This is a genomic window from Plantibacter sp. ME-Dv--P-122b, assembly GCF_030209375.1.
Lineage (GTDB): Bacteria > Actinomycetota > Actinomycetes > Actinomycetales > Microbacteriaceae > Plantibacter.
Window position 1 is genome coordinate 75,356 of sequence record NZ_JARVSC010000009.1, and the last position, 13,372, is coordinate 88,727.

The 13,372-nt window shown below is 68.4% G+C and carries 13 protein-coding genes; 3 read left to right on the forward strand and 10 right to left on the reverse strand.

From position 1 onward, the window contains the following. Positions 1–269: 269 nt before the first annotated feature. The 5 genes from dnaB to rpsF all read right to left on the reverse strand — a co-directional run bounded on the left by dnaB (position 270) and on the right by rpsF (position 3,947). A complete protein-coding gene (gene dnaB, locus QRN19_RS15320; RefSeq protein WP_369808454.1) occupies positions 270–1,643 on the reverse strand; it encodes a replicative DNA helicase in 1,374 nt (457 codons plus the stop codon). A 575-nt stretch (positions 1,644–2,218) separates the two neighbouring features. Then, the gene (gene rplI / locus QRN19_RS15325; RefSeq protein ID WP_056010352.1) at positions 2,219–2,671 is read right to left on the reverse strand and encodes a 50S ribosomal protein L9; all 453 of its coding nucleotides are present in this window, start codon (positions 2,669–2,671) and stop codon (positions 2,219–2,221) included. Between the two features lie 12 nt (positions 2,672–2,683). Beyond that, on the reverse strand, positions 2,684–2,947 hold the full coding sequence (gene rpsR, locus QRN19_RS15330; protein WP_056010351.1) for a 30S ribosomal protein S18: 264 nt from the start codon (positions 2,945–2,947) through the stop codon (positions 2,684–2,686). 65 nt (positions 2,948–3,012) lie between these two features. Then, positions 3,013–3,534, reverse strand: coding sequence for a single-stranded DNA-binding protein (locus QRN19_RS15335; protein ID WP_064295656.1), 522 nt, complete (start codon positions 3,532–3,534; stop codon positions 3,013–3,015). Between the two features lie 5 nt (positions 3,535–3,539). Then, on the reverse strand, positions 3,540–3,947 hold the full coding sequence (rpsF, locus tag QRN19_RS15340) for a 30S ribosomal protein S6 (RefSeq protein ID WP_228506624.1): 408 nt from the start codon (positions 3,945–3,947) through the stop codon (positions 3,540–3,542). A gap of 204 nt (positions 3,948–4,151) precedes the next feature. Between rpsF and QRN19_RS15345 the strand changes: the two genes are divergently transcribed. Further along, positions 4,152–5,459: a heparan-alpha-glucosaminide N-acetyltransferase domain-containing protein gene (locus QRN19_RS15345; protein WP_285028025.1), complete on the forward strand. Its 1,308-nt coding sequence runs from the start codon at positions 4,152–4,154 to the stop codon at positions 5,457–5,459. Continuing rightward, a complete protein-coding gene (locus QRN19_RS15350) occupies positions 5,456–6,559 on the forward strand; it encodes a hypothetical protein (protein ID WP_285028026.1) in 1,104 nt (367 codons plus the stop codon). The genes QRN19_RS15345 and QRN19_RS15350 overlap by 4 nt, the downstream gene beginning before the upstream one ends. Positions 6,560–6,638: 79 nt before the next feature. On the opposite strand, the gene QRN19_RS15355 is transcribed toward QRN19_RS15350, so the two are convergent. Then, positions 6,639–8,357 carry a bifunctional 3'-5' exonuclease/DNA polymerase gene (locus tag QRN19_RS15355; RefSeq protein ID WP_502928273.1) on the reverse strand — a complete coding sequence of 573 codons (1,719 nt, stop codon included), beginning with the start codon at positions 8,355–8,357 and terminating at the stop codon, positions 6,639–6,641. Between the two features lie 116 nt (positions 8,358–8,473). Then, complete coding sequence (locus QRN19_RS15360) at positions 8,474–8,704, reverse strand: hypothetical protein (RefSeq protein WP_285028027.1); 231 nt, start codon at positions 8,702–8,704, stop codon at positions 8,474–8,476. A 263-nt stretch (positions 8,705–8,967) separates the two neighbouring features. Between QRN19_RS15360 and QRN19_RS15365 the strand changes: the two genes are divergently transcribed. Further along, positions 8,968–9,282: a YbjQ family protein gene (locus tag QRN19_RS15365; RefSeq protein WP_064294105.1), complete on the forward strand. Its 315-nt coding sequence runs from the start codon at positions 8,968–8,970 to the stop codon at positions 9,280–9,282. A gap of 75 nt (positions 9,283–9,357) precedes the next feature. Here the strand turns inward: QRN19_RS15365 and QRN19_RS15370 are convergent, their stop codons facing one another. The 3 genes from QRN19_RS15370 to QRN19_RS15380 are packed head-to-tail and all read right to left on the reverse strand — an operon-like array spanning position 9,358 to position 13,276. After that, entirely contained in the window at positions 9,358–11,079 is a 1,722-nt protein-coding gene (locus tag QRN19_RS15370; protein WP_079704269.1) for a dipeptide ABC transporter ATP-binding protein, read from the reverse strand. Beyond that, positions 11,076–12,200 carry an ABC transporter permease gene (locus QRN19_RS15375; protein WP_285028028.1) on the reverse strand — a complete coding sequence of 375 codons (1,125 nt, stop codon included), beginning with the start codon at positions 12,198–12,200 and terminating at the stop codon, positions 11,076–11,078. The genes QRN19_RS15370 and QRN19_RS15375 overlap by 4 nt, the downstream gene beginning before the upstream one ends. Positions 12,201–12,202: 2 nt before the next feature. Continuing rightward, the gene (locus QRN19_RS15380; RefSeq protein WP_175116577.1) at positions 12,203–13,276 is read right to left on the reverse strand and encodes an ABC transporter permease; all 1,074 of its coding nucleotides are present in this window, start codon (positions 13,274–13,276) and stop codon (positions 12,203–12,205) included. Positions 13,277–13,372: the final 96 nt, after the last annotated feature.

Genomic DNA, 13,372 nt, shown 5'->3' on the forward strand with positions numbered 1-13,372 from the left:
CGTGTCAGCGGGCTGCGCCAACCACACAGGCCCGCTCATCGTCGACGGTGGACTCACGACAGTGCCCGTCATCCAGAAGACCTGATAGGCGTGAACCAGGCGGTTTCGACGCGAAGCGGGGGCCGAGACGTTGACGTCACGGCAGCCAAATCGGACTAGCCGGCGGCCAATATTGCAGGCTCGGCGATTCCGAGGGAGATGGCAAATTTGCCAAACGCCTGCCAAGTACACGTGGAATATGCCATCTTCACCTGGAACCTACAAGAGGGCTACATCCCCGGCGCCATGTCGGCGAAGCGGCTGAAGTGCCCGTGGAAGCCGACGGTGATCGTTCGCGTCGGGCCGTTCCGGTGCTTGGCGATGATGAGGTCGGCCTCGCCGGCTCGCGGGCTGTCCTTCTCGTAGGCGGACTCGCGGTGCAGGAGCACCACCATGTCGGCGTCCTGCTCGATCGAGCCCGACTCACGGAGGTCGGACAGTGCCGGCATCTTGTCGGCGCGCTGCTCCGCACCACGGTTCAGCTGCGACAGCGCGATGACGGGGACCTGGAGCTCCTTCGCCATGAGCTTCAGCGCGCGGGAGAACTCCGAGACCTCCTGCTGACGGCTCTCGACACGCTTACCGGACGTCAACAGCTGCAGGTAGTCGATGACGACCATCTTCAGCCCCACACGCTGCTTGAGTCGCCGGCACTTCGCGCGGATCTCGACGAGCGTCATGTTCGGGCTGTCGTCGATGTAGAGCGGTGCGTCGTTGATGCGGCCACGCACCTGCGCGATCTTGGTCCAGTCCTGCGAGTCGACGGTGCCCTTCCGCATGAGCTGCAGCGGCACCGACGCCTCCGCACTCATGAGACGCATCGCGATCTCGCTGCGCCCCATCTCGAGCGAGAAGAAGATCGACGGCTGGTTGTAGTGGACCGAGGCTGCGCGAGCGAAGTCGAGCGCGAGCGTGGACTTACCGATAGCGGGTCGGGCGGCGACGATGATGAGCTGGCCAGGGTGCAGACCGTTCGTCAGTTCGTCGAGCTCGCGGAAGCCCGTCGGCACGCCGGTCATGGAACCGTCGGTGTGCTTGGCGGCCTCGATCTCGTCGATCGCCGCGCTCACCGCGTCGGTCAGCGGGACGTAGTCCTCGACCTCCTGGTTGCCCGAGACGGCGTAGATCTCGGCCTGCGCGGAGTTGACCAGCTCGACGGCCTCACCCTCTGCGGCGTACCCCATCTGCACGATGCGGGTGCCAGCCTCGACGAGACGACGCAGCAGCGCGCGCTCCGCGACGATGCGGGCGTAATAGCCGGCGTTGGCCGCCGTCGGCACGAGGCTCGTGAGCGTGTGGAGGTAGTCCGCGCCACCCGCGCGAGACAGCTCGCCCGTCTTGACGAGCTCGTCGGTCACGGTGATGACGTCGGTGGGCTCACCGTGCGAGTACAGCGTCAGCAGGGCGTCGTAGATGACCTCGTGCTTGGGGATGTAGAAGTCCACACCACGGAGCGTCTCGACCACATCGGCGACCGCGTCCTTCGACAGCAGCATGCCACCGAGGGCACTCTGCTCCGCGAGGAGGTCGTGCGGAGGGACCCGCTCGTTGCCGCGCGGCTCGTCGTACGAACCGCCGCCTTCGGAGCGGTTGAGGTGAGCGATCGACAAGTGGACATCCCTTCTCGATGTTGACTCGGGTGGTGCGGGTGGTGACGACTCAGGTGTAGCAGGAGCATGCGACACGCACGGGCCCTGCAGGGCGCCCGAGGGCTACGGACGAGGGCTGCTCAGCCTGCTCGCCCGGCCGTTCCGAGACGCCGATGACTCACGATAGGGCCACTCGTCTCCACAACCAACTCTGCCTGTGGATAACTCTGTGGAGAGATCGGGGGAAACGCCGCGTGTCGTGTGCACAAGCTGTGGGAAACCCTGTGGAGAGAGAAGTTTTTCTGCCGCGCAATACGTCGCTGACCAGGAGATTCTGATTCCACAGGCTGTGTGTGGAAAGTTCTTTCGATCCTGTGTCGAACGTTGGGGAGAACGGGGGTCACCTGTGTACAACTTGCTTGACGCAGAGGGCGAAACGGGTGTAGCACACAGGTGTCGGGGCGACGCGTCACCCCTGTTCCGGGCACAGAAAAACGCGATGGCGGCAGACCTCTCGGTCCACCGCCATCGCGCTCAATACGACGTGCATGTGACGCCGGACCCGAAGGCCCGACACCGCACGGCGGGTACTACTTGGCCGCGACCACCTGAAGGGTGATCGTGGCGACGATCTCGTCGCGGAGGCTGATGGTGGCCTCGTGCTCGCCGACGTACTTGATCGGGGTGTGGATCTCGATCTTGCGCTTGTCGACCTCGCCCAGCCCGGCTTCCGCCACGGCCTTCGCGATGTCGGCAGGCTTCACGGAACCGAACAGACGGCCTTCGCCACCCGTCTTGACCGTGAGCTTGACCTTGGTTGCCTGGAGGCGAGCCTTCAGGTCCTGGGCCTCTTCGATCGTGGCGTGCTCGCGCGCAGCGCGGGCCGACTTGATCTGCTCGACCTGCTTCTCGCCACCGCGGGTCCACGGGGTCGCGAAACCCTGGGGCACGAGGAAGTTGCGAGCGTAGCCGTTCTTGACGTCGACGACGTCACCAGCGGAGCCGAGGCCGGAGACCTCGTGCGTCAGAATCACTTTCGACATGTGCGGCGCCTCCTAGCGGCCAGAGCCGGCGTAGGGCAGGAGCGCCATCTCGCGTGCGTTCTTGACCGCACGTGCGATGAGTCGCTGCTCCTGGACGTTGACACCGGTGATACGACGAGCGCGGATCTTTCCCCGCTCGGAGATGAACTTGCGAAGCGTGGCGACATCCTTGTAATCGATGACACCAACGCGGATCGCCTTCGCGGGAGCGACGTTCTTGCCGCCCTTAGCACCGCGGGCAGGCTTGCGGCGGTCGCCGCTCGACTTTCCAGCCATGGTTGTTCCTTTGCGTGTGAATGGAGTGATCGGCTAGCCGGCAGCACCGGACCGATCGAATCTGTTTAGAAGGGGGTCTCGTCGCTGTAGCTGCCCGGAGTGTTCCAGGCATCTGCACCGCCGTTGCCGCCGGAAGCTGCGGGTGCGCTCTGAGCCCAGGGCTCGTTCTGCTGCACCTGCGGAGCTCCGCCGCCGCGCTGCTGACCACCGCCGCCGCCACCCGAGGGTGCGCGGCTGATGGTCGCGGTCGCGTACCGGAGCGAAGGGCCGATCTCGTCGACTTCGAGTTCCATCGAAGTCCGCTTCTCGCCTTCCTTCGTCTCGTAGGAACGCTGCTTGAGACGCCCGGTCGCGATGACGCGGCTTCCCTTGGTGAGCGATCCGGCCACGTGCTCGGCGAATTCACGCCAGACGCTCGCGCGCAGGAACAGCGCTTCGCCGTCCTTCCATTCGTTCGTCGCGCGATCGAAGTTGCGCGGCGTGGAAGCGATGGTGAAGTTGGCGACAGCCAGGCCGTTCTGCGTGAAACGCAGTTCCGGATCGCTGGTCAGGTTGCCCACCACGGTGATGACGGTCTCGCCGGCCATGAGCCCTAGGCTTCCTTGGTCTCAGCCGCAGCCGGAGCCGCGTCTGCCTTGGGAGCCGCGGCGACAGCAGCAGCGGGCTTGGCGGCAGCCTTGCGGGCGGCCTTCTCTTCGCTGCGCTTCGTCTCGGTGGCGACCTGAGCGATGGCCTCTTCGGCACGCAGCACCTTGGTGCGCATGACGGCCTCGGAGAGCTTCAGCTGGCGGTCGAGCTCCTGCGTGGCAGTGCTCGATGCAGTGAAGTCCACGACGGCGTAGATGCCTTCGGTCTTCTTGTTGATCTCGTAAGCGAGACGACGACGGCCCCAGATGTCGACCTTGTCGATGGTTCCACCATCGTTGCGGATGACGTTGAGGAACTTGTCGAGGCTCGGTGCAACCGTGCGCTCGTCAATCTCGGGGTCGAGGATGACCATGAGTTCGTACTGATGCGTCACTAACCCACCTCCTTCGGACTCGAACGGCCACAGACTTTCTGTGGCAGGAGGGTGTAAGCATCGTTGCGATCGGGCGAGAACAGAGCGGACGCACCCGGGCAACCTTCACAGCGTACCGGACGGGAGCTCGTACCGCCACCGCGGGCCTGTCGCCGAGCCGCCACGCGTGGGATGCTGGACCCGATGAGCAGCCCAGCCAGCCGACAGCGCGCCGACCGACTGATCGGTCTCGACCTCGCGCGGTTCCTCGCGCTCATCGGCATGATGGCCACGCACGTCTGGGCCTTCGACATCGCGACCGGCGGACACACGCCGATCACGGAGGTCCTCTCCGGCAAGGCTGCCGCCCTGTTCGCCGTGCTGGCCGGGATCGGGATCGTCCTCACGAGCCGCCGCGACCTCGCCGCCGGATCCCCCGCCGCAGCGCGCCTCAACCTCTTCGGACGCGGCTTCGCCCTGCTCGTCCTCGGCCTCACCCTCGGCGTCCTGCCCGGCGGCATCTACGTGATCATCGCCTACTACGGCGTGACCTTCTGGCTCGCGATCCCGGCCGTCACGTGGCGTCCGCGCACGTTGCTGATCGTCGCGGCCGTCTGGGCGGTGGTCTGGCCGATCTGCTCGCAGGCGCTCCGCGTGCCGCTCAGTGGCGTCGACTCCCCCGAGATCGGCAGTGCGTCCTGGTTCGACGTCTCCGGCGGCGGGTTCGCCCGCGGGCTGCTCCTCACCGGGGTGTACCCGGCGCTCACCTGGATCGTCTACGTCCTCGTCGGGATGGCGGTCGGCCGGCTGCTCATGGATGCGCGGGCGAATGGGGCCCTGCGACGGTTCGCACTCCGACTCGCGGCGATCGGAATCGTCGTCGCCATCGCCGCGGATCGCCTCGCCGCCCTGCTCCTCGGTCCCGTCGGCGGCGTCCGGGGCATCGCGCGCGCCTGGACCGGCGGCCTCGAGCCCGACCCGACGACGATCACCGCGGTCGAGGACGCCCTCGCCGAAGGGATGTACGGCACGAGCCCCACGGAGTCCTTCTGGTGGCTCGTCGCCCGCGCCCCGCACTCGGGCACCACGCTCGACCTCGTCTTCACGATCGGCATCGCGGCGGTCGTCATCGGCCTGTGCCTGGCGCTCGGCACCGTCCTGAACCGCGGTTGGTCGCTCGCACTCCTGCCGGCGACCGGGGCCGGGGCCGCTCCGCTCACCGTCTACTCCGCGCACGTCTTCATGGCCTCGGTAGGCGCCTTGATCGCCGCGATCGCCGGGACGTATGCCGACACGGCGTGGCTCATCTCGAGCCCGCAGCTCTGGCTCATCCATGTCGCCGGTGCGCTCCTCCTCGGCTGGATCATCGCCCTCACCAAGCGTCGCGGCCCGCTCGAGGCCCTGGTCCACGCGGCCGGCCGGGCACTCACGGTCGTCGCGAACCGCCCTGGTCGGACGCCCGCGACGACGACGCCGGCGCCCGTACCCCACGGAACACCCGACATGCGATGACCGCTCCGACGACTCGGACCGCGACGCTGGATACGCGACCGCTCACCGAACGGATCGACCGACGGGCACTCCGCGAGTACCGCACGAGCCTCCCGGGCGAGGTGCGTCCACCACTCATGGCGGCGATCTGGCCCGCCGTCGTGCTGGCGGTGCTGCCGATCCTCTTCCTCTCCGCCTGGTGGTTCGTACTCGAAGACGGCTCGATGCCGGATGAGCCATGGGACTGGTCGGCGCTGATCCTCTTGCCCTACCTCGCACTGCCCGTCGGCATGCTCGTCCTGCTGGTCCGGACGGTCCGACGACGCAGCGGCGTCCGCCAGTACCGGCTGGACCGGTTCGCGCGGGCGAACGGCCTGAGCTACCGACCGTTCGCCATCCCGGTGGCGTTGCCCGGCCTGATCTTCACGATGGGCGGGACGAGCGTCGTCAGGGACCTGCTGTGGCGGGGTGGCAGGTCGCCGCTGTCCATCGGGAACCAGCGCACGACCATCGGCTCGGGACGGAACCGCAAGGAGCACCGCTGGGGATACGTGGCGCTCCGGCTGCCCGTGGCGCTCCCCCACATCGTCTTGGACGCCGTCGGCAACAACTCACTTCTGCACCCCCGGCTGCCGGTCACCTACGACAGGGACCAGCGGCTGTCGCTCGAGGGCGACTTCGACCGCCACTTCGCGCTGTACTGCCCGCGCGGATACGAGACGGACGCCCTCTACCTCTTCACACCCGACATCATGGCGAGGTTCATCGACACCGTCGCCGAGCTCGATGTCGAGATCGTCGACGACCATCTCTTCCTCTACTCGCCCAAGGACCTCTCGACGCTCGATCCCGAGGTGTGGGCCTGGCTGATCTCGGTCGTCGACATCCTGTCCGAGCGCATCGCGCAATGGGAGCGCTGGCAGGATCGCCGACTGGAACCGGTCGACGCGGCGTCGATGGCGCCTTCGTTCCCACTGATCCGTCCACCACGAGGAGTGGCACGGCAGGGACGGCGCCTGTCCCGTCGGACGGAATGGTGGTGGCTCATCGGTCTGGCCCTCGGCGTCTACGGCTGGTACCTCATCATCACCGACGCCGTCCGGGCGATCACCGGCGGCTGAACCTCCCATCCCAGCCCGCGAACTGTCACTACGGAACAGTGCGGGCCGCTCACACCCGCATCAACTGACAGTTCGCGGGCTACTTGGCGTCGGCGTAGGAGGTGACGACGGCGGTGGTGACCGGGAACTCGACCGGCGCGGTGCCGAAGATCAGGCGACCGGCCTCGGCCGCCGCCTCGCGCACGAGGGCGACGACCCGCTCGATCTGGTGCTCGGGGCAGTGGACGACGATCTCGTCGTGGAGGAAGAAGACGAGGTGGGCCGACTCGGTGAGCGCGGCCGCCGGACCGACCGACTCTGCGGCGAGCGCCTGCAGCCGCGTCCGGAGGCCGGCCATCCAGCACAGCGCCCATTCGGCGGCGGTGCCCTGCACCACGAAGTTGCGGGTGAAGCGACCCCAGCTGCGCGCCTCCATGCGGGCGCGCTGGGTCGCGGCGGCATTCGCCCCCTCCATCGATGCGGCCGACTGGATCTCCCGCCAGGTCTCGCCGGGTAGCGGTGAGGTGCGGCCGAGCCGGGTGCTGACCCGTTCCCCGCGCTCCCCGGCACGGGCGGCGGCCTCGACGAACTCGATCGCCCGCGGGAACGCCCTCGTGAGCCGGGGCAGGAGGCGCCCGCTCTCCCCCGTCGTCGCGCCGTACATGGCACCGAGCATCGCGATCTTCGCGTGTGGTCTGGTGTCGACCGCGCCGACGTCGACCATGCCCTGGTAGAGGTCGACGCCGCGTCCGGCATCGGCCATCGCGCGGTCGCCGGACATCGCGGTGAGGATGCGTGGCTCGAGCTGCGCGGCGTCGGCGACGACGAAACGCCAGCCCTCGTCCGCGAGGACGGCACCGCGGACCTGGTGCGGAAGCTGGAGGGCACCGCCACCGTCGGACGCCCAGCGGCCCGTGACGACCCCGCCGGGCACGTACGTGGGGCGGAAGCGTCCGTCCTTCACCCAGGTCTCGACCCACATCCAGCCGTTTGCGGTGAGGAGTCGGGACAGCTTCTTGTACCGGAGCAGCGGTTCGATGACGGGGTGCTCGATCTCCTGCAGCTCCCACTGCCGGGTGGACGTCGCGTTGATGCCGGCACGCTGGAGCGCCTTGAGGAGCTCGCCAGGTGACTCGGGGCTGAGCTCCTGTACCCCGAGGGCGGCCTTGACCTCCTCGAGGACCGCGGCCAGCTTCGCCGGTCGGACGCCGGGTGGCACCTTGGGACCGAGGGCGTCGGCGAGGATGCGGTCGTGGGCCTCGGCGTCCCACGGGAGACCGGCGAAGGTCATCTCCGCGGCGATGAGGGCTCCGGCGGACTCGGCGGCGAGGAGGAGTCCGAGCTGCGAGCGCCCCTGCGGTGTCGCGCCCTCGACGGCGTCTCGCTGGAGGGTGAACTCGGCGACGGGATCGCGGTCGCCGCCCGGGAGGTCGAGGTCGAAAAGCGTCCCGACCGCCTCAGCACGCTGGGCGACGCGTGGGTCGAGGACCTCGTCCCACGGGCCGGCCGGAGCCGTCGCGAGGGCGGAGTCGGCGGTGAAGGCGGCATTGCGGAGGAGGTTGTGTGAGAGCCGGAGGTCGACGCAGCGGGCGACCCGGACACCCGCGGCGAGGAGCGCCGGGTACCAGAGCGTGGTGTCGTCCCAGACCCAGCGCGGCGGATTCGGCTCGGCTTCGAGACGCCGGACGAAGGCCGCGAGGTCGGCGCGCGGGATGGTGGTCTCGGAGACCGGAGGTGGTTCGCCGGACGGAATGGGGCGGTCCTCGAGGTGCACGACGCGCACGCGGGCGCCGTCGAGCTGCTGGAGGACGATGTGCACCACCCCAGTCTGCCGTCACCCGCCGACCTCGCCCGACGCGCGCACTCGCTGGAGACACGAGACCCGGACGGAATCACGCGTTCCGTCCGGGTCTCGTGCAGGTAGCTCTCGGGCGTTCAGCGTCTCCGGCCGCGGGCCAGGTTCACCCGCGTCATGACCAGGTACGCCGCGAGAAGCAGCTCGGCGAAACAGAGCGCCATGCCGAAATACTCCGCGATACCGAACCCTGCCCGGATGCCGATGACGATCGTCATCACAGCACCGACGATCGATCCCGCGGTGAAGCCCTGGCGAATCTGGAGCGACTGTGGGCCGTGCGTGGTGATCAGCGATTCGGGGTTCGACATACAGATATATTAGCTTGCCCTCGTGTTGGCCGCCTCGACAGCCTTGGCGCACGATGTCGGGGGCCCTGAGCCCCTCGAAGGGTGAGGCGCCACGGTGCTTGCACTTCGACAAGCTCAGTGACCGGGGAAGGCTCAGCGACCGGGGGAAGGTCAGCGACCGGGGGAAGGTCGGTGACCCGGGAAAGGTCGGTGACCGGGGTACGGCCCTGGAGACCGGGACATCCCCCCTATGGGGGCGGGCGCAGCGGTGCCAGACTGCGAGCATGCTGATCTCGACGATGAACGATGTCCCCGGCCGCCAGGTCACCGAGGTGCTGGGCGAGGTGACCGGACTCACGGTCCGTGCACGCAACGCCGGCGTGCAGCTCGGCGCCAACTTCAAGGCGCTCCTGGGCGGTGAGCTCTCCGGGCTCACCAAGCAGCTCGCTGAGAGCCGCGAGGAGGCGAAGCAGCGACTCATCGAGGCGGCCACCGCCCTCGGCGCCGACGCGGTGCTCGCGATGCGGTTCGACGCGGCCGAGGTCGGCCAGAACTACCAGGAGGTCGTCGCCTACGGCACCGCCGTCAAGCTCGGCTGAGCACGGGCCTGAACCGACGCGGTCCCTGAGCTGTCGAAGGGCGCACTTCGACAGCTCAGGGACCGGGGGTGAGGGTCAGGCGCGGAGGCGCTTGAGCTCCTCGCGACGGACGGCCTGCTCGGCCGGGTCTGGCACGGGGAGCGACGCGAGGAGACGACGCGTGTAGACGTCGCTCGGCGCACCGAGCACCGCCGAACCGGGCCCCTCCTCGACGATGTCGCCGCGGTACAGCACCACGATGCGATCGGCGAGGATGTCGACGACGGCGAGGTCGTGGCTGATGAACAGCGACGCGAACCCGAACTCGCGCTGCAGCTCGGCGAAGAGCTCCAGCACACGGGCCTGGACCGACACGTCGAGTGCCGAGGTCGGTTCGTCGGCGACCAGCAGGGCCGGTTCGAGCGCCAACGCCCGCGCGAGCGAAGCGCGCTGCCGCTGCCCACCGGAGAGCTCGTGCGGGAAGCGGTCGCCGAACGCCTTCGGCAGCTGCACCGCTTCGAGCAGCTCGTCCACCCGGCGTCGGGCCGCCCGTGCATCGCCGAAGCGGCCGTGGACGATGAGCGGTTCGGCCACGCACTCCGCGATCGTGAGCAGCGGGTTGAAGCTCGTCGCCGGGTCCTGGAACACGAACCCGATCTCACGACGCTTCGGAGCGAACTCGCGCTCCTTCACCCGGTTCATCTCCACACCGAGCACCGACAGCGAGCCGCCGGTCACCTTGGTGAGCCCGGCGATCGCGCGGCCGATCGTGGTCTTGCCCGACCCCGACTCCCCAACCAGGCCGAGGACCTCGCCCGCATGGATCGTGAAGTCGACACCCTTGACCGCCCGGAACCCGGCACGGCCGAAACGACCCGGGTACTCGATCTCGAGGCCCTTCGCGACCACAACTGGCTCACCGAGCTGCAACTGCTTGCCGCGCTCGACCTCGGCTGGCGCGGAGCTCTTGCCGCGGCCGACGTGCGGCACCGACGACAGGAGCTTCTTCGTGTACTCGGCTTTCGGTGAGGAGAACAGCTCCTGGACGGGAGCCTCCTCGACGATGTCGCCCTGGTACATGACCACGACGCGGTCGGCGAGGTCGGCGACGACGCCCATGTTGTGGGTGATGAGGACGATGGCCGTGCCGAACTCGTCGCGGCACCGACGCAGGAGGTCGAGGATCTCCGCCTGCACCGTGACGTCGAGCGCGGTCGTCGGCTCGTCGGCCACGATGAGACCGGGGTCGAGCACGAGCGCCATCGCGATGACGATGCGCTGCTTCTGCCCGCCGGAGAACTGGTGCGGGAAGTAGTCGACCCGCTCCTCCGGCTCCGGGATGCCGACGCGACGCAGGATGTCGATGGCCTTGGCCCGGGCCTCGGCTTTCGTGTACGACCCGTGCGCGCGGAGACCTTCGGCGATCTGCCAGCCCACCTTGTAGACGGGGTTGAGGGCCGTCGACGGTTCCTGGAACACCATCGCCGCGTCGCTGCCGCGGATGGACCGCAGCTGCTCCGCCGACGCCGTGACGACGTCCTGCTCGGTCGAACCGTCGCGAGAGCGCAGGACGACGGCACCCGAGGCGGTCGCCGTCTCCGGGAGCAGACCAAGGATGGTCTTGGCCGTGACCGTCTTGCCCGAGCCGGACTCGCCGACGATCGCGACGATCTCGCGCGGTGCGACCGACAGCGAGATGTCGTTGATCGCCTTCACGGCGCCGGCGTCGGTCGAGAACGAGACCCCGAGGTCGCGGATGCTGACGATGTCCTTGGTGCCGAGGTCGCGTGGACCGGTGGTCGGCGTCGACTGGCTCATGAGCGCTCGTCCTCTCTTCGGTTCTCCAGATCGCTGTCCGCCGCGGCGTCGCTCACGGCTCCCAGCGACTCGGCGTCCATCATCCCGGCGCCACCGGGGCTGTCGGGCGTGCCTCCGGTGGTCGTGATGCTCGACGTCGCAGCGACCGATCCACTCGACGCGCCGACCCGACGACGGCTGCGCAGACGCGGGTCGGACAGGTCGTTGAGGCTCTCACCGACGAGCGTGATGCCGAGCACGACGAGCACGATCGCGAGGCCGGGGAACAGCGCGGTCCACCAGATGCCGCTCGTGACGTCGGAGACGGACCGGTTGAGGTCGTAGCCCCACTCGGCGGCAGCGGTCGGCTCGATGCCGAAGCCGAGGAAGCCGAGCCCCGCGAGCGTGAGGATGGCCTCGGAGGCGTTGAGGGTGATGATGAGCGGCAGCGTCCGCGTCGCGTTCCGCAACACGTGCCGGAACATGATGCGGGAGCTCGACGCACCGATGACCTTCGCCGACTCGACGAACGCCTCGCTCTTGATGCGCACGACCTCGGAGCGGATCACCCGGAAGTACTGCGGGATGAAGACCACGGTGATCGAGATCGCTGCGGCGAGGATGCCGCCCCAGAGACTCGACTGGCCACGGCTGATGACGATCGACATGACGATCGCGAGCAGCAGTGACGGGAACGCGTAGACCGCGTCGCACACCACGACGAGCACGCGGTCGAGCCAGCCGCCGAAGTACCCGGCGACGAGGCCGAGCAGCACGCCCGCGAAGATCGACAGGATGATCGCTGCCACGATGACGAACAGCGCGGTCTGGGCACCCCAGAGCACGCGGGACAGGACGTCGTACCCGCCGACGGTCGTCCCGAGGAGGTTCGTCGCGTTCGGCGCCTGCTGCGTACCGAACGAACCGTCGTCGCCGCGCAGCTGATTGAACCGGTAGGGCGCGACGAGCGGGGCGAGGATCGCGATGAGCACGAACACACCCGTGACGACGAGACCGATGACGAGCATCGCCCGCTGCAGCCCGACGGACTGGCGGAACTGCTTGACGACGGGCAGGCGGTCGCGCAGCGGACGCTTCGCGGGCGCGGTGTGCACGGCGGTGGTGGCTGTCGGAGCACTCATGCTCAGTACCTCACCCTCGGGTCGATGATCGCCGCGATGATGTCGACGATGAAGTTGGTCAGGGCGACGATGACGGCCAGCAGCGCGACGATCCCCTGGACGGCGACGAAGTCACGTGCCTTGAGGTACTCGCTCAGCATGAAGCCGAGGCCCTTCCATTCGAACGTCGTCTCGGTGAGGACCGCGCCCGCGAGGAGGAGCGCGATCTGCAGGCCGATGACCGTGATGATCGGGATGAGCGCCGGACGGTAGGCGTGCTTCGTCACGAGCCGGAACTCGCTGACGCCGCGCGACCGGGCCGCGTCGACGTAGCCGGAACCGAGCGTGCCGATGACGTTGGTGCGGACCAGCCGCAGGAAGACGCCGGCCGTCAGCAGGCCGAGGGCGATCGCCGGGAGCACCGCATGGGCGAGGACGTCACTGATCGCCGTCGGGTCGCCGAGGCGGATCGCGTCGATCAGGTAGATGCCGGACGGGTTGGAGATCGTCTGGAGCGTCAGCTCGGTGCCGGTGCTGGCTCGACCGGCGACCGGGAGGATTCCGAGCCACACGGAGAAGATGAGCTTGAGCAGCAGGCCGGCGAAGAACACGGGGGTCGCGTAGCTGAGGATCGCGAAGACGCGCAGGCCCGCGTCCTGCCAGCGGTCGCGGCGCGCGGCGGCGAGCATACCGAGCGGGATGCCGACGATGAACGCGACGATGAGGGCGTAGATCGCGAGCTCGAGCGTCGCGGAGCCGTACGTGAGGAGGACCTCGATGACCGGCCGGTTGTCGGAGATCGTCGTGCCGAAGTTGCCGACCGCGATCTGTCCGAGGAACTCGACGTACTGGACGAAGAGCGGCCGGTCGTAGCCGGCCGCGCTGATGCGTTCGGCGAGCTGATCGGCCGGGAGTCGGCCTCCGAGCGCCGCCGTGATCGGGTCACCGGTCAGGCGCATCAGGAAGAAGACCATGGTGACGAGGATGAACACCGTCGGGATGATCAACAGGAAGCGGATGACGAGGTACCGCCAGAGTCCGCCACCTCCGGAACGTCTGGCCGCCTTGGGGGGTGGGGTTGCGACAGCTGCCGTCATTGCAGTGGATCCTCCTCGATCACCGACTCGGTAGAGCCCGGACAGACGATCGGGGCGGCTCTGTGGAGCCACCCCGATCGCGACGTCCGACTCACT

Coding starts and splice junctions, on each gene's coding strand:
- rplI (WP_056010352.1), bottom strand. CDS start 2,671: ATGTCGAAAGTGATTCTGACGCACGAGGTCTCCGGCCTCGGCTCCGCT.
- rpsR (WP_056010351.1), bottom strand. CDS start 2,947: ATGGCTGGAAAGTCGAGCGGCGACCGCCGCAAGCCTGCCCGCGGTGCT.
- QRN19_RS15335 (WP_064295656.1), bottom strand. CDS start 3,534: ATGGCCGGCGAGACCGTCATCACCGTGGTGGGCAACCTGACCAGCGAT.
- rpsF (WP_228506624.1), bottom strand. CDS start 3,947: ATGGTCATCCTCGACCCCGAGATTGACGAGCGCACGGTTGCACCGAGC.
- QRN19_RS15345 (WP_285028025.1), top strand. CDS start 4,152: ATGAGCAGCCCAGCCAGCCGACAGCGCGCCGACCGACTGATCGGTCTC.
- QRN19_RS15350 (WP_285028026.1), top strand. CDS start 5,456: ATGACCGCTCCGACGACTCGGACCGCGACGCTGGATACGCGACCGCTC.
- QRN19_RS15360 (WP_285028027.1), bottom strand. CDS start 8,704: ATGTCGAACCCCGAATCGCTGATCACCACGCACGGCCCACAGTCGCTC.
- QRN19_RS15365 (WP_064294105.1), top strand. CDS start 8,968: ATGCTGATCTCGACGATGAACGATGTCCCCGGCCGCCAGGTCACCGAG.
- QRN19_RS15370 (WP_079704269.1), bottom strand. CDS start 11,079: ATGAGCCAGTCGACGCCGACCACCGGTCCACGCGACCTCGGCACCAAG.
- QRN19_RS15375 (WP_285028028.1), bottom strand. CDS start 12,200: ATGAGTGCTCCGACAGCCACCACCGCCGTGCACACCGCGCCCGCGAAG.
- QRN19_RS15380 (WP_175116577.1), bottom strand. CDS start 13,276: ATGACGGCAGCTGTCGCAACCCCACCCCCCAAGGCGGCCAGACGTTCC.